The 24,760-nt window shown below is 69.9% G+C and carries 19 protein-coding genes; 8 read left to right on the forward strand and 11 right to left on the reverse strand.

What is annotated here, in order from left to right; all coding sequences use genetic code 11:
- Nucleotides 1-121 precede the first annotated feature (121 nt).
- Both IPK24_22825 and IPK24_22830 read left to right on the forward strand, forming a co-directional pair.
- Nucleotides 122-1,564, forward strand: coding sequence for a DUF222 domain-containing protein (locus tag IPK24_22825; protein ID MBK8078299.1), 1,443 nt, complete (start codon nt 122-124; stop codon nt 1,562-1,564).
- Nucleotides 1,565-1,775: 211 nt separating this feature from the next.
- Nucleotides 1,776-2,648: a hypothetical protein gene (locus tag IPK24_22830; protein ID MBK8078300.1), complete on the forward strand. Its 873-nt coding sequence runs from the start codon at nt 1,776-1,778 to the stop codon at nt 2,646-2,648.
- 76 nt (nt 2,649-2,724) lie between these two features.
- Here IPK24_22830 and IPK24_22835 read toward each other — a convergent pair whose 3' ends face one another.
- Both IPK24_22835 and IPK24_22840 read right to left on the reverse strand, forming a co-directional pair.
- Complete coding sequence (locus tag IPK24_22835) at nt 2,725-3,207, reverse strand: hypothetical protein (GenBank protein MBK8078301.1); 483 nt, start codon at nt 3,205-3,207, stop codon at nt 2,725-2,727.
- A 280-nt stretch (nt 3,208-3,487) separates the two neighbouring features.
- Entirely contained in the window at nt 3,488-6,364 is a 2,877-nt protein-coding gene (locus tag IPK24_22840) for a helix-turn-helix transcriptional regulator (GenBank protein ID MBK8078302.1), read from the reverse strand.
- A gap of 203 nt (nt 6,365-6,567) precedes the next feature.
- Between IPK24_22840 and IPK24_22845 the strand changes: the two genes are divergently transcribed.
- On the forward strand, nt 6,568-6,825 hold the full coding sequence (locus IPK24_22845; protein MBK8078303.1) for a hypothetical protein: 258 nt from the start codon (nt 6,568-6,570) through the stop codon (nt 6,823-6,825).
- Nucleotides 6,826-7,204: 379 nt separating this feature from the next.
- Here IPK24_22845 and IPK24_22850 read toward each other — a convergent pair whose 3' ends face one another.
- Both IPK24_22850 and IPK24_22855 read right to left on the reverse strand, forming a co-directional pair.
- A complete protein-coding gene (locus IPK24_22850; protein ID MBK8078304.1) occupies nt 7,205-7,978 on the reverse strand; it encodes a hypothetical protein in 774 nt (257 codons plus the stop codon).
- A gap of 16 nt (nt 7,979-7,994) precedes the next feature.
- A complete protein-coding gene (locus tag IPK24_22855) occupies nt 7,995-9,212 on the reverse strand; it encodes an OmpA family protein (GenBank protein ID MBK8078305.1) in 1,218 nt (405 codons plus the stop codon).
- A gap of 581 nt (nt 9,213-9,793) precedes the next feature.
- Here IPK24_22855 and IPK24_22860 point away from each other — a divergent pair.
- The 4 genes from IPK24_22860 (at nt 9,794) to IPK24_22875 (ending at nt 15,068) form a co-directional block, all read left to right on the forward strand.
- Nucleotides 9,794-10,672 (forward strand): helix-turn-helix domain-containing protein, encoded by an 879-nt coding sequence (locus IPK24_22860; protein MBK8078306.1) that lies wholly within the window; start codon nt 9,794-9,796, stop codon nt 10,670-10,672.
- A 56-nt stretch (nt 10,673-10,728) separates the two neighbouring features.
- Nucleotides 10,729-10,953, forward strand: a complete 225-nt coding sequence (locus IPK24_22865) for a DUF397 domain-containing protein (protein MBK8078307.1) — start codon at nt 10,729-10,731, stop codon at nt 10,951-10,953.
- A 185-nt stretch (nt 10,954-11,138) separates the two neighbouring features.
- Nucleotides 11,139-11,351, forward strand: coding sequence for a DUF397 domain-containing protein (locus tag IPK24_22870; protein ID MBK8078308.1), 213 nt, complete (start codon nt 11,139-11,141; stop codon nt 11,349-11,351).
- A 183-nt stretch (nt 11,352-11,534) separates the two neighbouring features.
- A complete protein-coding gene (locus IPK24_22875; GenBank protein ID MBK8078309.1) occupies nt 11,535-15,068 on the forward strand; it encodes a polysaccharide biosynthesis tyrosine autokinase in 3,534 nt (1,177 codons plus the stop codon).
- 6 nt (nt 15,069-15,074) lie between these two features.
- Here IPK24_22875 and IPK24_22880 read toward each other — a convergent pair whose 3' ends face one another.
- From IPK24_22880 to IPK24_22905, 6 genes are all read right to left on the reverse strand, one after another.
- Nucleotides 15,075-15,221, reverse strand: a complete 147-nt coding sequence (locus tag IPK24_22880; GenBank protein ID MBK8078310.1) for a hypothetical protein — start codon at nt 15,219-15,221, stop codon at nt 15,075-15,077.
- 551 nt (nt 15,222-15,772) lie between these two features.
- Nucleotides 15,773-16,708 (reverse strand): GDP-L-fucose synthase, encoded by a 936-nt coding sequence (locus IPK24_22885; GenBank protein ID MBK8078311.1) that lies wholly within the window; start codon nt 16,706-16,708, stop codon nt 15,773-15,775.
- Nucleotides 16,708-18,297, reverse strand: a complete 1,590-nt coding sequence (locus IPK24_22890; protein ID MBK8078312.1) for a sugar transferase — start codon at nt 18,295-18,297, stop codon at nt 16,708-16,710. Before IPK24_22890 ends, IPK24_22885 begins: the two co-directional genes overlap by 1 nt.
- Nucleotides 18,294-20,126, reverse strand: coding sequence for a DUF4012 domain-containing protein (locus IPK24_22895; GenBank protein ID MBK8078313.1), 1,833 nt, complete (start codon nt 20,124-20,126; stop codon nt 18,294-18,296). The genes IPK24_22890 and IPK24_22895 overlap by 4 nt, the downstream gene beginning before the upstream one ends.
- 45 nt (nt 20,127-20,171) lie before the next feature.
- Complete coding sequence (locus IPK24_22900) at nt 20,172-20,822, reverse strand: hypothetical protein (protein MBK8078314.1); 651 nt, start codon at nt 20,820-20,822, stop codon at nt 20,172-20,174.
- A gap of 160 nt (nt 20,823-20,982) precedes the next feature.
- The gene (locus IPK24_22905) at nt 20,983-21,570 is read right to left on the reverse strand and encodes a hypothetical protein (protein MBK8078315.1); all 588 of its coding nucleotides are present in this window, start codon (nt 21,568-21,570) and stop codon (nt 20,983-20,985) included.
- 90 nt (nt 21,571-21,660) lie between these two features.
- Here IPK24_22905 and glgB point away from each other — a divergent pair, with 90 nt between their 5' ends.
- Nucleotides 21,661-23,997 (forward strand): 1,4-alpha-glucan branching protein GlgB, encoded by a 2,337-nt coding sequence (glgB, locus tag IPK24_22910; GenBank protein ID MBK8078316.1) that lies wholly within the window; start codon nt 21,661-21,663, stop codon nt 23,995-23,997.
- On the opposite strand, the gene IPK24_22915 is transcribed toward glgB, so the two are convergent.
- Entirely contained in the window at nt 23,994-24,758 is a 765-nt protein-coding gene (locus tag IPK24_22915; protein ID MBK8078317.1) for a polysaccharide deacetylase family protein, read from the reverse strand. The two genes, glgB and IPK24_22915, sit on opposite strands and share 4 nt — an antisense overlap.
- Between the last annotated feature and the right edge of the window lie 2 nt (nt 24,759-24,760).

Consider the following 24,760-nt stretch of genomic DNA (forward strand, 5'->3'; position numbering starts at 1 on the left):
GCGACCTCCCCGCACGGGGCACCCACAGCCCCTCGGCTGCCCTGTCGGCAGGCGGGCGGAGTTGTTCAGATGTCTGGCGGTAGGTCTTGCGTTCGTACATCTGTACGAGTATGGTTGAGATGTGACCGCGGAGCTGACCTTCGACCCACCGACACTGTCGTCGGTGGGGCCGACAACCGCGCCCAGCTCACACGGTCCGGTTGACCTGGCGGGGTGGGTGCGCGGAGTCGGTGGGGCGATCACCGGGTTGCGGGCCTGCCTGGACGACCACGACGTCACCGTGCGGGCCGGCGATGTGCTGGCGATCGAACGTCTTTGCCGGCGTCTGGCCGCAGCACGATTGGCGGCCCTGGCGAAGCTGGACGCCGCGCGGCGCGCCGACGCGACGGACGACCCGTCCGGGACGACTGATCAGGCCGCAGCCGACACGGGCTCGTGGCTGGCGCGGTCCACCCGCACCGACGGCGCCGCAGCGGCCAGCGACACCACCCTGGCCCGACGGCTGAGCACGGACGCCGACCTGAACGGCACCCGCGATGCCCTCGATGAGGGCAGCCTGTCCACCGAGCACGCCAAGGTCATCGCGAAAGCCATGAAGGATTTGCCCGACGGTCTCAGCCCGGCCGAACGAGCCCGCATCGAACGCCACGTCGTGGAACAAGCGCGGATCCTGGACCCGGCCCGGCTGCGTCGCGCCGCGCGCCGAGCGTTGCAGGCACTGCAGCGCCCCGAGCACGAGGTCGACGACCAGCACGGCAAGGCGCTGCAGTCCGAGGAAGACAAGGCCCGCGCGAAGACCCGGTTGACCCTGCACGACAACGGCGACGGGACGACGAGCGGCCACTTCACCGTTCCGACCCTTGCCGCCTCGATCCTGCGCAAGATCATCGAGCAGATGACCGCACCGCGACGACAGCGCTCGGCCGGCTCACCAGCCCATGCCCGGGCCGACGCACCGGACGACGCAACCGGGCAGGCACCGACCTGCCGACCGGCCTCGGACTACACCGGCCGGGACGGCGTCCTCGACGGGGCAGCACTGGGCACGGACTGGGCCCACGCCCGAGGCCTGGCATTCATGGCCCTGCTGGAGCACCTGCCCACCGACCACCTGCACGGCAAGACCGCCGCGACCATCGTCACCACCCTCGACCACGACAAGCTGGTGGCCGGGCTGGGTGCAGCCGGGGTGGACACCGGCATCGAGCTCTCCGCGGGTGAAGCACGGCGGCTGGCCTGCACCGCCGGACTCGTGCCCGCCGTGCTCGGCACCGGCTCACTCCCCCTCGACCTGGGCCGCGCCAACCGGTTGTTCACCGAAACCCAGCGCCTGGCCCTGGCCACCCTCTACGACACGTGCGCCATGGACGGCTGTGACCGGCCCTTCGCGTGGAGCGAACTGCACCACCTCGACCCCTGGGCCACCGGCGGCCGCACCGACCTCGCGCATGCCGTGCCCGCCTGCTCCTTCCACCACCACAGACTCGACGACCCCCGTTACGAACACACCGTGGTCACCGATGCCCGTGGCAAGAAGACGATCTTCCTCACCCGACGGAGATGAGTCCGACGCCGGGCGGTACCTGTCATCTCACCGAACGGCGCCAGGCTGGCCGGCGGCACGGGCTCTGCCATGCGACCCCCGTGTATCCGTGCGACCCCATGTATGCGACCCCGTGTATCAGATCATCAGCTTCGGGATCTCGTCTCGCGAGTCCCGTCGTGCAACTCTGAGGTGTTCCGCGATGGAGTCCTTGGCCCGAGGAGGAACGCAGATGGTGAAACCCACGTCGCCCAGCGCCCCGGTGTCCCGGCGCGCGCTCCTGGGATCGGTCATGGGCGCAGCGGCGCTGACGACAGGCATCGCTGTCGAGCCGGCCGCTGCGTCCGCGACACAGCTCGACGGGACGTGGAAGGTCAATGCCAACGGATACATCGGCGACCTCGTGATCTCGCACGACAAGAAGCAGCCCAGCCGGTTCTCCGGCACCTTGTTCGGAGAGCCGATGGTGGGTGCCTACTCGGCGTTGCAGCGGACCGTCGTGATCACGCGCGGGGCCGTGCGCTACACCGGTTACCAGTACTTCATCGGCCAGGTGTCCAGCAACGGGCTCAGAATGACCGGCACCTTCTTCGCCACCACGGCGGCCTATGGCGCGTCGCAACATCGGATCGAGTACTCCTTCGCCGCCACCCGTGGCGCCAGCACCGCTCCGTCCATTCCACCGCCACCCACCTACCCGGCAGGTCCGCCCACTCTGGCCGGCAAGTACTTCGTGAGCGGCACCTTCAACTCCAGCCCCCAGCCGGCGTCGCTGTCCCTGTACGACGACGTCGACTTCTTGGTGGGAGGCCAACTCGAGCCTCCGAGCTTCGGCTTGCCCTACTTCGAGGCCCCCGTCAGTGGGGGCTACGCCAGAGACACCGGCGCCCTGTTCCTGTGCGAGTACGCGTTCAGCTGGCCGGGTGCGATATTCGTCGGCCACACCGGCGGCGAGAGCGGTGACCTGTTCCGCGGCACCTACTACAAGTTCGAGCACATCGAACTCGCCCAACCCGGCCTCCCGGGAATCCACGAAGACACCGACCGCCAGGTCGTCGGGCTGTGGCAGCAGATGGCCTACACCTTCACGATCAACCACAAGTAGCGAGGCACGAGCGGGGCCTTGATTCGGTGACGGCGAACCAGCCGGCCCGACCCGGGTGGTGACTCGCCCGGCGACCTCAGTCCGTGAACGATGAGGAGGCCGCGGGGTCGGTGGCCGCACCGTCCCCGCTCGGCGGCGCGGTCAAAGCCGACTTGATGCGCCGCGGGTCGCCGCTGGCCATGGCGATCGACGCCTCGGGATCCTCCGGGCGCAATGCCACCCGGGCGGCTGCATGCTGCAGCATCTCGGCCTTGTTGTGGTTGGTGAGCCACTTGGAGCCGACCAGGCCGACACCGAACGCCGCGCCGACGTCCTGCAGTGTCAGGCCGGTGTTCGTCGACAGGTCACCGAGCACGGTCAGGGCGGCATTCCCTGGTTGCATCACCCAGCTCGCAGCGGCGGCAATGGCACCGATCAACGCCGTCACGATGATGCTGGTCTCCGACGGCCCCTCGGGCATCGACACCCGCCGGCGCAACCCGGCCGAGGACAGGTACGCGCTCATGCCCCCGATGCCCCCGCCCGCTGCCACGAACCCGATGGCCTCGACAACTCTCACAACGGTCCACCCCTCGATGTCGGAACACTGCAGCCGGCCGATCACGTTGGCCGACAAGAACTTCGGCCGATCATAGGGGTACGAATCGCCGCCAGGTGCCGGCAGCGCACCACCGATCGAGTCGTCTGCGGGCGCCCCCTGCCGCCCGCCGTCGCCGCACGACCAAGGCCCCAGCAGCGCGTCTGCCGACCAACGGACACTGAGCTGTAGAGCCGCACCACCTCTGGAGGAGGTGCGGGCATTGCCTCCGTCCTTCTGCTGGTCGTGGGCGTTGCCATCGTCAGCGCGAGCCCAGCAACCCCACCTCGCCGGCCCGGCGCACCGCGGCGCGGCGGTTGGTGACGCCGAGCTTGGCGTAGATGTTCTTGGTGTGAGTCCGCACGGTGTTCAGCGAGACCACCAGGTGGCGGGCGATCTCGGGGCCGTCCAGGTCGGAGGCGAGCAGCCGCAACACATCGAGCTCGCGGGCACTCAACGGCACCAGGATCACGCCGTCACGGCTCGGGGCAGTCCGTCCGGCGGCGTCCAAGGTCACCGCGGCCGAGGTCCTGGTGGCCGAGGCTGCGGTGGCGGCCGTGACGCTCGATTCCCCGGACGCCGCCCGCTCGCCTCGGCAGGCCGCGCGGAGCTCGCGCACGAAGGTGCCCGGCCCCTGTCGCGCGATCAGTGCGTCGAGCAGGTGGGCCATCGGGACGCCGTGCCGCGCGAACACCCGCACCTGGCCCTCGAGCTGGGCCAGCTCCACCGCCTGGTGCAGCGCGGTGAGCGCGCCCGCCCCATCGCCGCGTGCCTGACACGCCAGTGCCTGCAACACCATCACCTCGAGGACGGCGCCCCCTCGACCGCCCGCGTGCGCGGCGGCCAGGAGCCGCTCGAGCAGTGCCTCGGCTCGCCGTAGCGCCGGCGCGTCGTCGTCCCGCCGAGCCTGAGCGATGAGCACCTCGGCGAGCGTCACGTGCCCGAATTCGCGCACGTACGAGAGGGTTTCGTCGTCCGACATCGCTTGTTCGGCGGCCCACGCGACGGCGGCGTCGACGTCCCCGAGGGCGAGCTGCACTCGCGCCCGCGCCGCCGGCAGCGGCCGCGCATCGGGCGAGAAGTCACCCAGGTAGACCTGCTGCGCCTCGACCAGCAGGTCACGGGCCGCCACCAGGTCGCCCTCCGCCTCGGCGAGGGCCGCAGCCACCGCCCGGCTGCGATACGGGAACTGGGGCAGGCCGCCGCGGTCGCCGAGCCCCCGCCCCGTGGCCAGATGACGGCGCGCCGCGGCGAGCTCGCCGCGCTCGACCGCGATCTGGGCCAGCCCGACGTGCATGTCCGCCACGCCTCGTGGCACCTCGTCGGCCTCCGCCGAACCGGCCGGCTGCCCGTGCTCGACGGTGCCCGGGTCGGTGGCCAACCGCAGGGCGGACCGGTAGGTGTCGGCTGCCTCGCGCCAGCGTCCCTGGGCGATCCGCAGGTCGGCCAGGGCGATGCTGCAGCCCAGCACGTCCGCCACATGGCCGGCGCGTCGCAAACCGTCGACGCACGCCGTATAGCTGGCGTGGGCGGCCTCCAGGTCACCGACCGTCCAGTGCGCCAACCCGGCCAGACCCCGTGCGGCCGAGGGGATCACGTCCTCGTCGGGTGGCGATGCCCCGACAGCGTTCCCGGCCCGCTCGATGGTGACGGCCAGGTCGCCGGTCACCAGCGCGAGCGCGGCTCGATACAGCTCTGTCGCGGCCGGTATGCGAGCCAGTTCGGCGGCGTCCAGTACCACCAGCTCGTCCGAGATGGGCTCGGCCGCAGCGGGATCCGCCAGCAGTCGTGCGCTGATGGCCGGCAGCGACCGCTCGACGTCGTCCAGCCGGGCGACCACGCCGTCGAACTCGTTCATGGACATCAACGCACCCACGAAGCCGATGGCCAACACCGGCCGACGCCGCACCACGTCGTCCGGCAGATCGCCCAGCCACGAGCGGATCGTCGCCTCGTGCCGGTCACGTTGCAGGCGCGGGATCGCCGCCTCGATCAGGTCGGCCGCGCGCTCGACGTCCCCCGCGGCCAGGGCATGCCGGACGGCGAGCACCGGCTCACCCGCTGCGTCGAACCACACGGCGGCGCGCCGGTGCAGGGCGGCCATCACCTCGTGCTCTTCGTCGAGCAGGTGGGCGCGCAGCACGTCGACGAACAGGTGGTGGTAGCGATACCACTGGCGCTGATCGTCCAGCGGGATCAGGAACAGGTTCGCCCGCTCGATGTACTGCAGCATCGCCCGGCTGCCGGTCGTCTCGAGGACGGCGTCGCACACCTCGCCGCCGAGCCGGTCCAGGATGCAGGTGCGGATCAGGAAGCTGCGCACCGCCTCGGGCAGGCCCGCCAGCACCTCGTCGACCAGGTAGTCGACGACGAACCGGTCGGTGCCGGCGAACCCGGCGATGAAGGTGTCGAGGTCGCGGCGGTCGTGCATCGAGAGTGCGGCGAGCTGCAGCGCTGCGGCCCAGCCCTCGGTGCGGGACTCGAGGACCGACACGTCCTCGGGCGTCACGCTGAGGCCGTTCACCTCGCTCAGGTAGGCGGCGGTCTCGGCGAGGGTGAAACGCAGGTCGCGGCCGCGGATCTCGACCAGCTCACCGCGCGCCCGCCACCGGGCGAGCGGCAGATCGGGGTCGGCGCGGGTGCTGAGTGCCACGTGCAGCGTCGGCGGCAGGTGGTCGAGCAGGAAGGCCAGATCGGCGGCGAGGGCGGCGCCGTCCACCAGGTGGTAGTCGTCGAGCACCAGGTCGACCTCGACCGGCTGCTCGGCGAGGTCGTTGAGGATCGTGGTGAGCAGCGTGCGGATCGGGGGCACCCGGCCCGAGCGCAGCAACGGCAGCACGCTCGCCCCCACCCCCGGGACGGCGCCGTGCAGCGCGGTGATGACGTAGGTCCAGAAGGTCGCCGGCTGCGCGTCGTCCGACTCGAGGGAGACCCAGGCCACGGCGCGCTGGGCCACGTCGTGATCACGGGCCAGCCAGGCGGCCAGGGCCGTGGTCTTGCCGAAGCCCGCCGGGGCCGAGACGAGCGTGAGCCGCGCCGCGGCGCCGTCCTCGAACCGAGCGGTCAGCCGGGGACGGGTCACCAGCGTGCTGCGCAGCCGCGGCACGAAGAGTTTGGTCGCGACCAACGGGCCGGTCATCGCCGTCCCTCCCGCCCGCACTCGCCACCGATGTCAGCCCGACGCTAGGTCACGGGGACACCGATGGCGAGGTCGGCGCGGTGGGCTGCGCCCCCAATCGTTTCTCCCGGCGGATTCACCTGACGGTTTCACCACGTGTGGTGATTCGGGCTCACCACATCGCTGCCTACGGTGCCATCACCCGAGAGCGAGGTGAGGCACCCGTGAGTGAGACATCGGCATCTGAGTCGCAGACGCCGCCGCGGTACGAGATCCGCGTGCGGGGCCACCTCGGCTCGCGCTGGGCCACCTGGTTCGACGGGATGCGCCTGACCACCACGAGCGACGGCCTCACGGTGCTCGACGGACCCATCGTCGATCAGGCCGCCCTGCACGGAGTGCTCACCAAGTTGCGCGACATCGGCTTGCCACTGGTCTCGCTGGCCCTGATCGACCCGCAGGCCCCACCTCGAGGAGAGTGACATGGCCACCACCACCACCGTGCACCGCATGCCGGTCGACTGGACCCGGAAGTAGGCCTTCGCGACGGGCCTGTTCTACCTGATCACCTTCGCTGCCTCGATCCCTCCGGTGATCTACTTCCTCGCAACGGGTCCGGCCGCCTGATCCCGTCTCCCTGCTGCTCGGAACGCGAAAGCGACCCACCGGAAGGGCGGTGGGTCGCTGCGGTGCGGTTGGTTCGGGGCTCGTGCGGTCGGTTCGGGGCTCGTGCGGTCGGTTCGGGGCTCGTGCGGTCACTTCAGGGCTCGTGCGGTCACTTCAGGGCTCGTGCGGTCACTTCAGGGCTCGTGCGGTCACTTCTGACCGAACTGCGGTCAGTTCCGGTGCCCGACAACGTCGTCATACGACCGGAAGTGACCGCACTCCCTCGCCGACCTGACCCGGAATCCCCGAGAGCTGCTCGTAGCGGTGCAACAACAGGCCGGCCCGCTCGAGTTCGGCCATGGCCACGCTGCCGTCCAGAGCGTGCACCGCGATGACGGCGAGGTTGGCCACGGCGCTCAACGCGGCGAACAGTGCCCCGAGCGTGCCGGCCCAGACGGCGACCGCGCTCTCGGTCGCCGAGAGCACCTCGAGGCTGACCCGCAGGTACATCAGCACTGTCAACGCCCCGACCAGCACGATCGAGACGGCAACCATGAACCAGGTGGACGCCCCGACACCTCGCCAGGCGATCTCGCCGAGCACGGTGCGGTAGGACTTCAACCGGATTCCGGTCATGGCGAGCCAGGTGTAGCCGACGCCGCTGCCGAGAAGCGCCAGCATGAAGGCGGCCAGCGCCCGCAGCGGGGTCTGCAGCGGCTGCAGCATCGCGACGTTGAAGATGTCGCCGCAGAAGGTGAACAGCACCACCCAGTCCAGCACGGCCACCACCCAGGGCAGTTGGCGGATCGCGGTGGGCAGGCGGCGGTGCACCGGCGCGCCGTCCAGGATGTGGCGCCGGACGCCGGCACCCAACTCGAGGTGCAGCTGCTGCAGTTCGGGCAATGTCGGGTGGCCGAAGTGCGGGTCCCGGATGCGTCCGGCCCAGTGACGGCGCGGAAGCTGGTTCAGGTGCGCGGTGAGCACGGACATCGAATCGGGGACGGCGGGGTCGGGCAGGTCGGTGGTCATGGCGAACTCCTCGGGTTCAACGGGTTTCGGTGGGGTTGGGGTCGGCGGTGTTGGCGGAGGTCTGGGCGCGGGTGTCGGCCGTGGGCAGGAAGGTGACGGTGACGCACCGGTGGGCGCTGATCAGACCCGGATCGTGCTGTTCGGCCTCGCGCGTGAAGCCGGCGGACCCGGCGCCGATGGTCTGCACGTGGTCCTCGGGGACGCCGAGGGCGACCAGACGTGCCGCGACGGCGCGGGCGCGGTCGAGGGAGAGGTGGTCGTTGCCGTCGACCGACCCGGTGCTCGCGTCAGTGTGACCGACCACGGACAGGTACTCGCGCCGTCCGCGCAGGGCCACGTCGGCCAGGATCGAGTCGGCGGACGGCGTGATGACGGCGCTGCCGAGGGCGAACAGCAGGGACGCCGGGATGCTCACCTGCTGCGGCGTGACCGTTGGGGCGGGCAGTGCGACCACGGGAACGCGGTTGGTGCTCAGGGGTGGTCCGGCCACGGTGCGGTGGGTCTGCATCAGGCAGGTCCGCGCGCGCGAGGCCTGGCAGATCGACGTCCAGAGGGCCGTGACACGTTCGCGCAGTGGCGGAGTCAGCCGAGGCTGGTGGCCGGCAGCGTCCCCCAGACCGATGCCGACGACGCGCCAGCCGGACAGGTCCGGCAACCACCGGTCGGCGGCCACGAACGCGGTGATGGTGCCCGGGTCGGCGTCCCACTGCCATTCGCGCAGGTCGATCGGGGCCTCGGTCTGGATGCCGCTGGTGACCAGGTAGACGGTGCTGGGGGCGTAGCGGGAGGCAACCTCGTGCAGCAGTCCGAGAGTGTCCAGGCCCGGGTGAACCGACTGCGCCTTCGCCAGGGCGTCAGCGATGGCTCGGATGTTGGCCTGCAGTGCGGCGCTGCGGTGCGAGCCACGTTCGAGCTGCCCGTTCGCGCGGTAGGGAGTGATGGGCATCGTGGTGATGGTGACGTTGTCGCGGCCGCCCACGATCAGGACGGCGCACGCGTCGTCGCGCGCACCCAGGGCGGTGAGCTCGGCGATGACCTCGGGCGGCAGCGTGGGGCGAGGCTCAGCGCTGGTCGCCGTCGCGGCCAGCACGACGATGCCGGAAGTCGTTGCGCTGTCAGGGTTCCCGGACGTCGCGCGCGGCGGCGTCACGGCTTGGTTGCCGCCGAAGCAGACCGGTCGGACGGCGCCGACGGTGGGCGGCGCGGTGGCGCAGCCGTTGAGAAACAGTGTCAATACAGCCAGTAGCGAAATCAGCAGGTTCGCGACCATTGGTGGCTGACGGTGTGCTCGAATGAGCGTAGGGTCAGGCATAGCAGCCTCCGCTTTGATGGTGTCTTCTGAGGGACCCGTTATGAGTTGTCGTTGAGGCGACTCGCGGAGGCTGTGGGCGGGGTCCCGGCGGCAACCGTGGACCCCGCCCTCCCCTCCGTTACGTGAAGGCAGAGCTACGTCACGACCTGACCTGACGGACGGTCGCCGATGTGGGACGAGCACTCGCCTGGATGCGACGAGTCCACCGGCTAGGCCCCCCTGGGTGGACGTCTGGGAGTGGCGTTGATCTGATGGTAAGGCTTGCATCACGCGGGTGTCACGAGCCGTTTGGGACTGACTTTGTCAATTGACATCCAGGCCCTTCGCCGTCACTGTCCTCTAGCGGGATAGCATGTCTTCGCGCCCAGAGACACCTTCCGTGCCTGTATAGTTACGGACGGTGTCCAACAGGGGTAACGATTCGGGCACATATGCACATCCCGACTGCGGGCAAGCCACTTGCGACTTCCGCGCAACCACTTCGACGAACGCTAGAGGAGCCGATGGCCATCGGCGGCGGCGCCCCCAATCCGGCCATAGTGCGGCTGGATCTTGCTGCGCGCCTGCGTGAGCTCAGGTTGGCCTCGGATCTATCGATCGAGTCGGTCGCCGCCGAATTGATGTGCAGCCAAGCAAAGATCTCTCGTATGGAGACTGGTGGACGAGGAATCCAAGCCCGCGACGTTCGCGACTTGTGTCGCTTCTATGGCGTCGACTCGGACTTGCGTGACCAGCTCATTCGCATGGCGACCGAAGCCAAGCGACGAGGATGGTGGCAAGACTATGGCTCATTGGATGAGCAGACACAAACGTATGTTGGATTAGAATCTGCCGCCTCTTCGCTTTCCATCGTCGAGACGCGTGCAATTCCAGGAATGCTTCAGACTCGAGCCTACGCACACCTCATCCTATCGGGGGTTCGCGGGCAGTCCACAAATGCAGAGATCGAAGAGATTGTTGCCACACGCGAGCGCCGAGCAGAACGAGTCGCACGCGGCGAAGTGCTGCTCCGAGCCATTCTTGACCAGGCGACGCTGGAACGGACCTTCGGACGATTCGACGTCCTCTTGGAACAGGTTGAACTGCTTATCGCACGATCCACTCTACCTAATGTGACCATTCAAATCCTACCGTTCGACGCACTTCCGTCGCCAGCCGTAGAATCGAGCTTCACGTACCTGACTTTCGCGAACCACAATGTGCCCGATGTGGTGTTCATCGAAGGTCGCAGCGAGAATGCGTTCATCGACAAGGAAAGAATCTCGCAAGACTACCGCGCAGACTTCGAGGCGGCTTCGCAAATTGCTGCCACGACGTCCGATTCCCGAGAATGGCTGATCCGAAGACGGGTAGCGCTGAGTAAAGCGGTCGAACGGAGTTAGTTCGATCCGGAGAAGAAGGCAAGAAATCCTGACCCATCCTCCCAGAAAGGCCACCAATGGCCATCCACGTTGACCCACCCACTAACGGTGATGTCTGGCTCACCTCATCGTTCTGCGGCACTTCCACCTGCGTCCAGGCAGCAACGATCAGGGGCATGGTGGCGATACGTGATTCCAAGATCCAAGACAGCCCCGTGCTGGAGTTCAGCAAGGACGAGTTCCGGGCATTCGTCAAGGGCATCAGGGCCGGGGAGTTCGACACACTCTACCGAGCCGAATGACCGTTCGGCGTATTACCACCGCATTTCCGCCACGTTGAACGCCATATATCTTGCCGTGCCGGAATAGTCCGACTTACCCTGCGGACTACAACACAGCACGAGTGGCGACCCCGTGTCATCGAGGCCATGGTGGTCCCACCTCTCTGACCAGGCGCGATCCGCTTTGGCCCGAAAGGCGAGACACCATGACCAACACCGAACTGCCGGACAACGATGCCCTCGCGTGGCTGCGCCCCAAGATGTGCGCTGCCGCCAACTGCGTCGAGGTCGCCCTGACCGACGACAGCGTCTACGTGCGCGACGGCAAGAACCCGGAAGGCCCTGCACTCCGATTCGATCATGAGGAGTGGAGGGCCTTCCGCGCGTCCATCGCGGCCGGCCAGTTCTCAGTGGACTGACGCCCCAGCGCTCCGCCCACGACACACAGCACCCCCGCCGACCCACCGGCCACGAACGCGCTCGGACTACATGATCACCAAGCTTGCCCGCGTGGCGTTGGTGACTCTGCGGGATCATTCGATAGCTTTCCGTAGTACTGCCAAGGGCTCCCCTCGCCCTGGCCCGACCTACGAAGAGGTGTCGTGACCTTGGCCCGGCTCATGCGCGGCGTTCGCCGTCGCTGGGCATTCGTCGCTGCCCTCGCGCTGCTGGGCACCGCCGGCGGAGTCGGGTACGCGATGATCGCCCCGGTCGAGTACGACGCGCTCACGCAGCTGTTCGTCACCACCTCGCGCACCGCCGACGGGCAGATCCCCCCCGACGCGATGGCCTCGGCCGAGACCCGCGTCCGCAGCTACGCACGCCTGGCCACCTCCGAGCAGGTGCTCGACGCCGTCGCCAAGGACCTGAAGCTGCCCATCGCCCGCGCCGACCTGGCCGCCCGCATCCACGCCAGCGCCGACCCCGGCACCGTGCTGATCGACGTCCACGCCCGCGACGCCGACCCCAACACGGCTCGCGACCTGGCCAACGCCGTCGCCGCCCAGCTACCGACGGTCGTCCACCGCCTGGCCAACCTCGACCCGACCGGGGTCTCCTCCGACGTGCCGGTCACCGTGAAGGTCACCACGAAGGCCACCACGCCGACCGAGGCCCTGCGACCCAGCCCACTACGCCTGGGCGGCCTCGGCCTGCTCGCGGGCCTCCTCGCCGGATTGCTGATCGCCGCCGCCCTGGCCTCCACCGACCGCCGCGTCCGCCGCCGCGCCGACATCACCGACGGCCTCGGCCTGCCGGTGCTGGCCGAGATCCCCTACCACCCGGGCCGCACCCTGGCCGGGTTCACCGGCGCGGAGGCCACCACCGGCTACGCCGAGTCGTTCCGCCGGCTGCGCTCACACCTGCCGATGGCGCCGTCCGGCATCGGTTTCGGCGCCCTGCTGGTCACCAGCGCCGGCCCCGGCGAGGGCCGCACCACCACCGCCGTCAACCTAGCCCTCGCCCTGGCCCACACCGGCGTCGACGTCGTCCTGGTGGACGCCGACCTGCACCGGCCGGGCATCGCCGCTGCCCTGTCACTGCGACCCGATCACCCCGGGCTCACCTCGCTGCTCACCGGCACCAGCGACCTCGACACCACCCTGCAGCCGTGGAGCTCCGGACTCGACCTGCGCGTGATCACCTCCGGCCCACCCGTGCCGAACCCGGGTGACCTGTTGGCCGGCACCCGCATGTCGCGCATCGTGCGCACCCTGTTGGACGACGGCCACACCGTCGTCCTGGACACCCCCGCCCTCGAGTCGGTGGCGGACGCCGCCGCCCTGAGCCGCCTCTGCGAGGGCACCATCCTGGTCGCCCGCTCGGGCAACACCGCCACCGATCGACTGCGCACCGTCGTCACCGAACTGATGACGTTGGGCGCCCCACTACTGGGGATCGCCCTGGTCGGGGTGCCTGCCGCGGGCAGCGCCACCCCGCGGACCACGAGCACGCGCCGTCCCGAGCCGAAGCGGACGACGCCACCCCACCACGGCGCCGTCCCGCGCGGGTCGTGGCTGAGCCGCCGCCGCGGTGCTGCTGCCCCCGAGGTCGAGACTCCCTACAGCGCCACCGCCCCGCTGCCGCCGGCGCCCCCCGTGATGCCCTCGGCCACCCCGTACGGCAGTGAGGCCGCACCACCCGACACGCTGGCCGGCGCAGTGTCGGCGATGACCGGACCGGGCATGAGGCCCGGTACGTCGATCACCCCGACCACCGCTCCCTCGCCCGAACCCATCTTCCAGACCATGTCCGGGCAGCTCCCGAACCCGATCGTGATGCCAGGCATGCCTCCGGCACCACCCGCGATGCCCGTCGCCCCGCCGGCCTTTGCGCCCCGACCGCCCGCCACCGCACCACCCCCGTCACCATTCGGATCGGCGTCACCGTTCGGATCGGCGGCCGACTTCGGCTCGGCGCCGCCCCCGCCGTCGTTCGACCAGATGCCCTCAGCGCCAACCCCGTTCACACCCACTGCCGAATCCACGTACCTGGACGTGCCGGAGCAGGTCGTGCACCCGGCGCCGATGCCCATGCCGGCCCCGATGCCCCTGCCGACGCACATGCCGGAGCCGGAGCCGGAGGCCGTCGTCCCACCGCTCGACGACGCGATCGACCGGTGGGCTGCGGCAACGCAGCTGTCCACGCCGACCTGGGTCGAGCCGGCGCCCGCCCCCGCCGCTCAGGCGGCGGCGCCCGCCCGGTCGGCCGAACCTGCCGACGACGAGTTCATCGACCTCGGCTCCGGATCCTCCGAGTGGGACGACTCGCCCTCCACGGGGCGCCGCGTCGCCGAGCCGCTTGCCGAGCCCGCGCAGCCCTCCGATCCCCTCCCCCTGTTCATCGACGAGGACGACGAGCCGGCCGCCTTCGCGATCGACGAACCCGTCGACGCGGATGAGCCGCCGACCTATCTCGCCCGGGCGACGGCCTCGCATGAGGCCCCACCCCCGTTCCCACCGCCCTCGGCCGGCGACCGCATCGCCATGCCACCGCCCCTGGCGATCGGTGCCCCGCTCGCCGAGCCGATCACGGTGCCCGACCCGCCCCCCGAGCCCGATCCCGTATTCGAGTCCGACCCTGCATTCGAGCCCGGTCCCGCGTTCGAGCCCGAGCGGGTCACGATGGACCTCACCCCGCCCATGGGCCTGCCCGCCGCCCACGTCAAGACCGACGAATGGGCCGCCGCCGACTACTCCCCCGACCACACCCCGGGGGATCCGTACGCCGAACCGTCGTTCGGCCCGGTGGTGTCCCCGATCCCCGAACCCCGCAGCGCCGAACCGCGCGAGCCAGAGCCGACCTTCCCGCAGTTCGCCGAACCCGTTGCGGCGCTTGTCGACCACCACGATTCCGGCAGTGATCCAGGCAGCGATCCAGGCCATGATCCAGGCCACGGGTCAGGCGACGAGCCCGGCCGGTCAGAGACACCCCACGACGTCGCGGACACCAGCCCATGGGGCCTGCCCGCGACACCCCCGGCCTCGGGCAACCCGCTGTTCACCCCCAGTGCGACGTTCCCCCCGTACGAGGACGACGCCCCCGAGCGTCACGCGACCGACCTGCACACGCGGCACCAAAACCCGCCGTCGACCCGACCGATGTCCGCGCCCGGACGGGAGACGCCTCCGGCCGAGCCGCCCGCGGCACCGATGTTCACCTATCGATACGAGCCCGAGGTGTTGCCGGGGGTTCCGCTGGCCATGGCCTCGCCGGCCCTACCGCTTCCGCCATCGCCGACCTCGGGTCGGGACGACGCGCACGAGCCGCCGGCCTGGCAGACCGCACCCCCGCCGCAGGGTCCGCCACAGGGCATCGACCAGACGCCCCCGCTGCCCCGACAGTCGTCGGAGCCCGGTGAACAGTCCGCGCCGTGGGCGTCGTCCTGGGGGCAGACCACCTACCCCGGGCCGGAGTTCGGGCCACCACCCGAGCCGGCTCAGCCCGAGCCCGGGTACAGCGTCGACCCGTCCGGGTACGGGCAGCAGTTCACCGAGGGACAGGTCGACCCGGCGCCGCGCGCCTGGAGCGAGCCGCCACGCCACGCGGCGCCGTCCATCGACGACGCCGAGCATGTGTACCCGCACCTGGACGCCGTCCGCGCCATGCAGATCACCCCGGGCAAGCGCCGGCGCTGATCTCGGTCAGATCGCCCAGGGGATGACACCCCGGGCCGAGGGCTGGGGCGGGGCACTCTGAGACTGCGCAGCCTGCACCGCGAGCAAGCCGACGGCCGCAGCCAACAGAGCGACCAGGATGGCGGAACGGCTGCGCTTCAGGACGTGGGGCACGACAACCTCCTGGTTCGAGAACTAGGTAGGCGAATGAAGATCAGATCGCCCAGGGCAGGTTGCCCTTGGCCACCGTCCGGGTCGGCGCCGGCTGGCTCTCGACCGCTTGGACAGCAACCGGCCGAGCAGCCAACAGGCACCACGACGGCCGAGCGACAGGCGTCTCAGGATCGGGGGCACGACTGCGGTTCACCGGACATGGACCAACACATCTCCGACTGCCCGACCCGTCGAGGACGATGGCCAGTTTCAACGAGCCGATTCCCGAGACCCTCAGGCCGAGCGTGCACGGATTGCATGATCACCGCGGGGTCAGATCGCGCCTCGGGCCGAGGGCTGTGTCGGGGCACCCTGCGACTGACCGGCCTGGACGGCGAGCAAACCGGCCGCCGCAGCCAAGAGGGCCACCACAACCGCCCAACGAGACCGATTCAGCACGTGCGTCATGGCAGACCTCCTGCAGAGTGGACGCCGGCTCGCGATCACCGGTTCGAGCCACCCTGACATTTGCTGTCACATCAGTCAACAGCCGTGCCCGGGCGAGGGTCTCGTCAGAGCTCGTGCGCCACGAACCACGCGTAGGTCGCGGCGATGCCCTCGCGCAGCGGCGTGCGCGCCGTCCAGCCGAGGTCGTTCAGCCGGCTCACGTCGAGCAGTTTGCGCGGCGTCCCATCGGGTTTGGAGGTGTCCTGACCGATCTCGCCGTGCCAGCCGACGACGTCGGCCACCAGCTCGGCGAGGTCGCGGATGGTCAGGTCGACCCCGGTGCCGACGTTGATCGTCTCGGGGCTGTCGTAGTTCTCGAGCAGGAACAGCAGCGCCTCGGCGAGGTCGTCGACGTGCAGGAACTCGCGGCGCGGCGTCCCGCTACCCCACAACGTGACCGAGGGCGCACCGGTCAGCTTCGCCTCGTGGAAGCGGCGGATCATCGCCGGCAGCACGTGCGAGGACGTCGGGTCGAAGTTGTCGTGCGGACCGTACAAGTTCGTCGGCATGGCCGAGATGTAGCGCACCCCGAACTGGCGGCGCAGCGTCTGTACCTGCAGGATGCCGGCGATCTTGGCGATGGCGTAGCCGTCGTTGGTCTCCTCCAGCGCGCCGGTGAGCAGAGCGTCCTCACGAATCGGCTGCGGGGCGAACTTGGGGTAGATGCAGCTGGACCCCAGGAACAGCAACCGCTCGACGCCGATGCGCTGGGAGGCCTGCATGACGTTCAGCTGGATGCGCAGGTTGTCGGCCAGGAAGTCCGCCGGCGCGGTCGAGTTCGCGAGGATGCCGCCGACCCGGGCCGCCGCCAAGACGACGACCTGCGGCTCGGCCTCCTTCAGGAAGGCGTCGACCGCCCCCTGGTCACGCAGATCGACCTCGGACGACGTCGCGCCCACCAGGTCGGTGAACCCCTGCGCCTCGAGGTGGCGCCAGACCGCCGAACCCACCATGCCGCGATGACCTGCCACGTAGACGCGAGCCGATCGATCCAGGCGCATCAGTGCGCTCCGCTGCCACGCAGGACGGCGAACATCGTCTTCCAGAGGATCTCGGCATCCATGGCCACCGACCAGTTCTCGACGTAGTACAGGTCCAGGCGCACCGACTCCTCCCACGACAGGTCCGATCGCCCACTGACCTGCCACAGCCCGGTCAGACCCGGCGTGACCAGCAACCGCCGATGCACGTGCTGCTCGTACTGGGCCACCTCACTGGGTAACGGCGGCCTCGGCCCCACCAGCGACATCTGACCGCGCAGCACGTTCACCAACTGCGGCAGCTCGTCGATCGAGAACCGGCGCATCCAGCGGCCGACCCGGGTCACCCGCGGGTCCTCGCGCATCTTGAACAGCACACCATCGGACTCGTTGTGCGCCAACAGTTCCTGGCGCCGCTGCTCGGCGTCCACACACATGCTGCGGAACTTGTAGAGCTTGAACGGCCGCCCGTCACGGCCGATGCGCTGCTGGCTGAACAGTGCAGGGCCGCGACTGGTGATGACGACCAGCAGCGCCACCACCAGCAGACCGGGTGCGAGCACCGTCAACAGCAGCAGCGTCGCCGCGATGTCGATCGCCCGCTTGACCACCTTGCCGGCCCCGGTGAACTGCGGCGAGGCGATCTGCAACAGCGGCAGCCCCGAGACCGGGCGCACGTGGATGCGGGGTCCGGCGACATCGGTGAAGGCCGGCGCCACCAGCAGGTCGACACCGGTGTCCTCGAGTGCCCAGGCCATGCGGCGCAACGATTCCGGGGTCACCCCTGGTGAATGAGCCACGGCCACGGTGTCGGCGCGGACCAGTTCGATCGCCTCGCGCACATGGGCCAGGCTGCCGCCCTGGTCACGCCCCACCGGCGAGCATCGCCCCACCACCCGCAGCCCGGCGTGCGGGCTGGCCAGCAGCCGCTGCTGCAACGCCTTGGCCGAGCCCTCCTCTCCGACCAGCAAGACCCGGTGGCAGGCGGCACCCGCGCCGCGCAGCCGGTGCAGAACCTGTCGCGCGACATAGCGCTGCACCAAGGTCAGCACCGCACACAGCGGCAGCGCGAGGGCGACCATGCCGCGCGCCACATCGATCTTGAGCAGATAAGCCACCACGGCGATCAACGTGGTGAAGCGCACCACCGCGTTGCCCACCCGGCGGAACTCCTCGCTGCCCAGCCCCAGGTAGCGCTGTTCGTAGGCCCGCGAGGCGGCCATGATGCCGACCCACGGCACCGTGGCCGCGAGCACGAACAACATGTAGGTGGTGCCCTTGAGCGGCTGGTCGACGGTGCCGAAGCGCACCAGCAGCGCCAGCAGGCCGGCCACCACCACCGCGACGGCATCCAGGCAGATGAGTGCCGCGACGTACCACCGCATCCAGGACGCCGGCCGATCGGTCGCGGCGTCCTGCACCACCTCGAACGCACGCTCTGTCTGGACCCGCGGCGTCGGGATCACCGACGGCCGCGCCGGGAGCGTGGGGTGCAGGTCAAGGTCGAGGTCGAGCGGCACGGTGTCGTGGACCTCGGCGCGGCGCAGGTCGACGTAGTCAAGCAACGGCACTCCCCCGGTGTCCAGCGATTGCTGCCAGGCCGCCTTCACGATCCCACCCCACAGGCACTCACGTCCGCCGAGGCCGTCGGCGTCTTGACCATGGTCTGCAACGGGAGCACCGGTGATCCGGTCACGCCGGCCGGCTCCTGCAGGTGCAGCACCAGGGTGCGACGGGCGCCCGGTCGTATCTCGACATCCATTCCGTACGAAGGCCTTCCCGCCGTGAGCGTCTCGGTGAGGAACCCACTGTCCTGCCCCTTACCCACGACGCCGCCGGTCGGCAGCGAGGCGGGCAGGTCGTCCAGCGGCGGCGCCAGCTCGACCGGCACCCCGTCGAGTTGCGCCGACTCGACGCGCGCCCCGCGCGTCACCAGCACCTGCAGACCGATCCGGTTCTGACCCGGCACGGTCTTGTACACCGGCCTGTCGCTGCGGACGGTCACATACTCCGGCAACCCCTTGCTCGGGGCCGAGTTGGTCAAGTTCACCGTGATGGCCACCTGGCGTCCCGCCGGGGCACAGTGCTCCACCTGATAGCTGAGCGACTGCTGGAGCCAACTGTCCAACTTGTTGCCCGCCGCATTGACCACGACGGCCTGCGCGAAGGCCCCCCGGGTGTCGTCGACCGCGCCGTCCAGCTGCGATCGGTTGAGCACGGCCTGCTCCGCCGGACGCGAGCTGTACAGCAGCACGTGACCGGTGCGAGCGGCTCGGGCCAGCGCCGGCATCAGCGTTCGCGGCTCGGCCTTGCCCGACAGCACGGCGTTCATCGCCGCGACGCCCACGCCCAGCATGAGCTTCTTGCGCTCGGCGGACAGGTCCGAGCGCTGGTACTGCTCCAGCAACACGAGCTTCTCGATCCGTTCCGGGCCAACGGTTCCCACGGTGGGGGCGGTGACCGGGCCGGTCGCCCGCAACACCTCCGCCAGTGCCGCCGGATCGAGCACGACCGCGCCGTCGACCTTCTGCCGGGTGGCGGACTGCCACATCGCCAGCCACGCCGCGCCCACCTCGGGGAAGTGCGGGCTGAGGTTGGCGTTCACCCACAAGCTGGTGGCGCCCTGAGACCCGTAACGGTCCAGGAAGCCGGCATCCAGCCCCGTGATGGTCTCGGGCAGCGCCGGCAGTTGGGTGTTGGCGCCGGTCTGTTCGACGACCACCCGGCCCCGCTCGGCCCGCACGATCGCGAATGCATCGAGCAGGCCCCCCGTGCCGCGCGTCTCGGCCGGATTCTGGAACGCCACGAAATAGCGTCTCGGGCCGTCCTTGCCCAACATGCCGGGTGCGATCTCGGAGGCCGTGCGCGCCGAGGCCGTCAGAGCCGAGAGTTTGGTCAGTTGGTCGAGCATCTCACTGCGAGCGGTGGACACCACCCCGAGCCAGCTCGACGGCAGGGCCTCGACGGCGTCCCGCTGCGAGCGCAGCGCGTCATCGGCCTTGGCCAGGGGCACCGCGGCCGAGGCGAGTCCGTTCACGTCGAGCGCACCGGCGTCCAGCAACCGGGCCGGGTGCACTTCGGTGGCCGCTGTGGCCAGTACCGGAAGGCTCTCGGCTGCAACGGAATCCACCGCCCGGGTCAACCCGCGCACGGTGACCGCCGGACGGCCCAGCCATGGCAGGTGAGCCGCCGCCGTCCAGATCGGATCGTCGGTGATGTCTCGGGCGGCAGCCGCGTGGAGTTGCAGGCGGGAGATCCGCGAGGCCACCCCGGCATCGCCGCTGAGGACGCCGGCCTGCAGGGGGCCGAGTTCACTGCGAGCTGCCATGAGCTCGGCCCGGGCCTCGCGGGCTGTCCAGGCAATCCATGCCCCGGACAGCCCGCCGGCCACGCCGATCACTGCCGCGCCCCACAGGAGCAGGCGCGCAGGCTTCTTCATTACCGGAAGGCCCCCTCGATCCGCCGGTCGGGTGTAACGGGACGGTCAGCGATGGCGCGAGGAGACGATCCCCGAGGCTGCGGGATCGTGACCCTGGTCCGGCGCCACCACGCTCTGGTAGTAGTGCGAGCCCTTGCTCGACACCTGGAACGAGAAGCTGCCGTCCTTGCCGACCTTGGCCTTGTTGATCAGCACCCAGCCGGTCGAACCATCGTGCGAGCTGTACAGGCCGACCTTGGCGTAGGAGACGCCACACCCGTTGTGCGTGACCTTGCCGGTCAGGGTCAGGGTGCGGCCGTGGCCCTTCGAGGGGGCGTTGAGCACCACCTGGTGCGAGCGGCTCGGCGGGTAGTGGCAGCCGTGTCCGCCACCGTGGTTACCACCGTGGTCCCCGCCGTTGTTGCCGTTGGTGCCACCACCGTGGTTGTCGTGCCGGTTGTCGGCCTTCTTGCCCTTCGGCTTGGCCTTCGAGTGGTGCCCGTCGCGTGACGACCCGCCGCTGTGCTCGCCACCGTGCCCATCGCCGGCGCGACCCTTCGGCTCGTGAACCGAGATCATGCGGTGGGCCAGTGTCGCCGAGGCAGCGGCGCCGGTGACCGGGGCGGCTTGTGCGCTCGACAAGCCCCACGCGGTCAGCGACAGCGTCGCCAGAACGCCGGCCCCGACAGCGGCGTTCATGCGCGTCCGTAGCTTCATGGTTGCGATCTCCCCCTCGGAGCGAAATCCCCAATTGGTTACTCAGATGACCTAGTTGGTCACTGACTGCGCACGATCCTGCCACACGCTCTGTATCCGATTAGTGATTCTCCGTAGAATCCCGCACCCCACCCCCGGAATGGCCCGAACGGATGAGGCGTCAGACGGGCTGACCTGCAAGGACACCGACGAGTGCCGCGACACACCGTTGAATCTGCTGCGTGGCACCCGGCAGATAATCAGCCGGGCAATCCACCGGATCGAGGACATCGAAGGATGAACCAGGCGGCACCGACAATCGACCCCGAACCCGCCCGAGCAGGGACGGCAGCACCGCCAATCGCTGCTGCGGCGCGAGCGCCTCGAGCTCACCGGACAATCCCGCCGGTCCCAGCCCGCCGATCAACCAGGCCAGCTCGAGCCAGGTGAAGGTCCGGCGCACCGCGAACGGCGCCTGGGCGATCACCTCATCGCGCAGCTCCCGCGTCGCCGCGAGGATGAGGTCGGCCTCACGCACCAGGGGCACGGTCAGCCCGCGCGAACGCACGGACGACGGGTCCCACCCCCAGCGCAGCGCCTCGTGGGCCGCCGGTGGCCACATCGCCTCGCCGCCCGGTGTCCAGGTGCCGGCACCCCCCACCGACACCACGCCGTCCAGCCCGTGACGTGCCAGCAGCTCACGCGTGGCCAATTCGGCCAACGCCGACCGTGCCCGGTTGGCCCGACAGACGTGCAGAATCCCCGCCACAGCCCCTGATCCTGCCATCGGCGAGGAAAGCGGTTGCACATCTCATGCCAGGTGGTGGCGAACGACCACGGGGGGCGACAGACTGACGGCATGTCGAGCGAGGCGCCCAAGACCAGCCGCACCACCACTCGGACCGTCAAGGCGGCGCCACCACCCAGCAGCACCGCCGCCGCACCGGCCCCCACCACGCCGATGCCGGTCGATGCCGCCACGCTGGCGCAGATCGCCGCCGGCGCGCACTGGAACCCCCACTCGGTGCTCGGGGCTCACCTGCACGACGGCGCCCTGACCATCCGGACCGTGCGGCCGCTGGCCACCTCGGTGGTCGTGGTGACCGCCGACGGCCGCGGCTACGCCATGACGCACGAGCAGGACGGCATCTGGGTCGTCGTCCTGCCGTCGGCCGAGGTGGTCGACTATCGGCTCGACGTCACCTATGACGACGTGCCGACCGTCCGGTTCGACGAGCCCTACCGGCACCTGCCCACCATCGGCGAGATCGACCTGCACCTGATCAACGAGGGACGTCACGAGCAGCTGTGGGACGCCCTCGGCGCCCACGTGCGCAGCTTCGACGGCCCCATGGGCACCTCGTCGGGGGTCTCGTTCGCGGTCTGGGCACCCAACGCCCAGGCGGTCCGGGCGATCGGCGACTTCAACCACTGGAACGGGCGCGGCCACACCATGCGCAGCCTCGGCGGCTCGGGCGTGTGGGAGCTGTTCGTGCCCGGCGTCGCCGCCGGGGCGCGGTACAAGTTCGAGATCCTGGGCAAGGACGGCGGCTGGCGCCAGAAGGCCGACCCGATGGCCTTCGGCACGGAGGTGCCGCCGTCCACCGCCAGCGTCGTGATCGACTCCTCGTACGCCTGGGGTGATGCGGCGTGGATGACCGAGCGGGCGAGCCGCGACGTCCACAACTCGCCGATGAGCACCTACGAGGTGCACCTCGGCTCGTGGCGCCAGGGTCTGAGCTACCGCGAACTGGCCGACCAGCTGGTCGGGTACGTCAAGGATCTCGGCTTCACCCATGTCGAGTTGATGCCGGTCGCCGAACACCCCTTCGGCGGCTCCTGGGGTTACCAGGTCACCTCCTACTACGCGCCCACCTCACGCTTCGGGTCGCCGGACGACTTCCGTCACCTGGTCGACGCGCTGCACCAGGCGGGCATCGGCGTCATCCTCGACTGGGTGCCGGCCCACTTCCCCAAGGACGAGTGGGCGCTGGCCCGCTTCGACGGCCAGCCGCTGTACGAGTACGCCGACCCGCGCAAGGGTGACCACCCCGAGTGGGGCACCCACGTGTTCGACTTCGGCCGCACCGAGGTGCGCAACTTCCTGGTGGCCAACGCCATCTACTGGCTGGAGGAGTTCCACATCGACGGCCTCCGGGTCGACGCCGTGGCCTCGATGCTCTACCTGGACTACTCGCGCAAGGACGGCGAGTGGGTGCCCAACATGTACGGCGGCCGGGAGCACCTCGAGGCGGTCTCGTTCCTGCAGGAGGCCAATGCCACCGCCTACAAGCGCTGCCCGGGCGTCGTCACCATCGCCGAGGAGTCGACCGCGTGGCCGGGTGTCACCCGGCCCACCCACGTCGGCGGTCTGGGCTTCGGGCTGAAGTGGAACATGGGCTGGATGCACGACTCGCTGAACTACATCGCCAAGGAGCCGATCCACCGGCAGTACCACCACCATCAGATGACGTTCTCGCTGATGTACGCCTTCAGTGAGAACTTCTGCCTGCCCGTCAGCCACGACGAGGTGGTGCACGGCAAGGGCTCGCTGCTGCGCAAGATGCCCGGCGACCGCTGGCAGCAGCTGGCCAACGTGCGGGCCTACCTGGCGTTCATGTGGGCGCACCCCGGCAAGCAACTGATCTTCATGGGCGTCGAGCTGGGTCAGGAGGCCGAGTGGGCCGAGTCGCGCAGTCTGGACTGGTGGCTGGAGGAGACCCCGTGGCACGCCGGCCTGCAGCAGCTGGTGCGTGACCTCAACCGGGTCTACCAGGCCACCCCGGCGCTGTGGGAGGTCGACTTCGCCCCCGAGGGCTTCGAGTGGATCGACGCCAACGACTCGGCGCACAACACCTTCTCGTTCATCCGCTGGAACAAGGCCCGCACCCAGCCGTTGGTGGCCATCACGAACTTCAGCGGGGTGCCCGACGAGAACTATCGGGTGGGCCTGCCGTACGCCGGGCGGTGGCGCGAGGTGCTCAACAGCGACGCCGGCTACTACAGCGGATCGGGCGTGGGCAACCTCGGGGTGGTGCAGGCCGAGCAGATCGAGTGGCACGGTCGGCCGGCGTCCGCGCAATTGCGGGTGCCGCCCCTGGGCGCCGTCTGGCTGGTGCGCGAGGACGAGCCGACCACCGGCGCAGTGGGCGACGCCGGCGCAGAGGGCACAGAGGGCACCGAGGGCACGGCCTAGGTCACGACCTTGCCGGTGGTGCGGTGGACCGTGCGCCGCACCACCCGCCAGGCCGGCTGCGCCAGGCGCTTGACCATCGGCAGCACGCTGCCTTCACCGACCTGGAGCAGATGCAGCACGTCCGCCCCCGAGTGCGCGGCCGTCACCTGCAGCCGGGGCAACCGGAGCGGGTCGTCGGAGCGTCGCGCCACGCGTCGTCCGACGATGCAGGCGTTGGTGTACCCGGCGGCTGCCACGGCACGCCGCACCCGCGGGGAGACGTAGCCGTTCGGGTAGCAGAACGAGACCACGGGGCGGACCAGGAGTTGCTCGAGGTCGTCCCGGCTGCCCTGCACCTGTTCCTCCAGGGATCGGGGATCCAGCAGGTCCAGCGGCATGTGACGGCGCGCGTGGCTGCCGATCTCGACCAGATCCGGCGGGAGTTCGTCCACCTGCGCGCGGGTCAGGAACCCGGGTCGGTCGAGCTCCTCCACCGGCAGGTACAGGCTGGCCGAGGCCCCCACCTCGGCCAGCACCGGCAGCGCGCCGAGAAAGTCCTCGTAACCATCGTCGAAGGTCAGGGCCACCAGCCGAGCCGTGGGGTCGCGGCGCAGGGTCTGCCACGCCGCGGTCTGCCCGAGAATGGTCCAGCCCGCATCCCGGACGGCGAGCAACTGGTCGCGTAACCGCGCGACCGGGACCGCCAGGTCGGAGCCCGGTCCGTGCGCCGGGATGGAGTGGTACATCAGGATCGGCAGTCGGGGCGCGGACGACGCCGTCACGG

Source organism: Kineosporiaceae bacterium (genome assembly GCA_016713225.1).
Taxonomy (GTDB): Bacteria; Actinomycetota; Actinomycetes; order Actinomycetales; family Kineosporiaceae; genus JADJPO01.

Bases quoted from the DNA above. Each gene is read 5' to 3' on its own strand.
- IPK24_22830 (MBK8078300.1), top strand. From the start codon at position 1,776: ATGGTGAAACCCACGTCGCCCAGCGCCCCGGTGTCCCGGCGCGCGCTC.
- IPK24_22840 (MBK8078302.1), bottom strand. From the start codon at position 6,364: ATGACCGGCCCGTTGGTCGCGACCAAACTCTTCGTGCCGCGGCTGCGC.
- IPK24_22850 (MBK8078304.1), bottom strand. From the start codon at position 7,978: ATGACCACCGACCTGCCCGACCCCGCCGTCCCCGATTCGATGTCCGTG.
- IPK24_22860 (MBK8078306.1), top strand. From the start codon at position 9,794: ATGGCCATCGGCGGCGGCGCCCCCAATCCGGCCATAGTGCGGCTGGAT.
- IPK24_22865 (MBK8078307.1), top strand. From the start codon at position 10,729: ATGGCCATCCACGTTGACCCACCCACTAACGGTGATGTCTGGCTCACC.
- IPK24_22870 (MBK8078308.1), top strand. From the start codon at position 11,139: ATGACCAACACCGAACTGCCGGACAACGATGCCCTCGCGTGGCTGCGC.
- IPK24_22885 (MBK8078311.1), bottom strand. From the start codon at position 16,708: ATGCGCCTGGATCGATCGGCTCGCGTCTACGTGGCAGGTCATCGCGGC.
- IPK24_22895 (MBK8078313.1), bottom strand. From the start codon at position 20,126: ATGAAGAAGCCTGCGCGCCTGCTCCTGTGGGGCGCGGCAGTGATCGGC.
- IPK24_22900 (MBK8078314.1), bottom strand. From the start codon at position 20,822: ATGAAGCTACGGACGCGCATGAACGCCGCTGTCGGGGCCGGCGTTCTG.
- glgB (MBK8078316.1), top strand. From the start codon at position 21,661: ATGTCGAGCGAGGCGCCCAAGACCAGCCGCACCACCACTCGGACCGTC.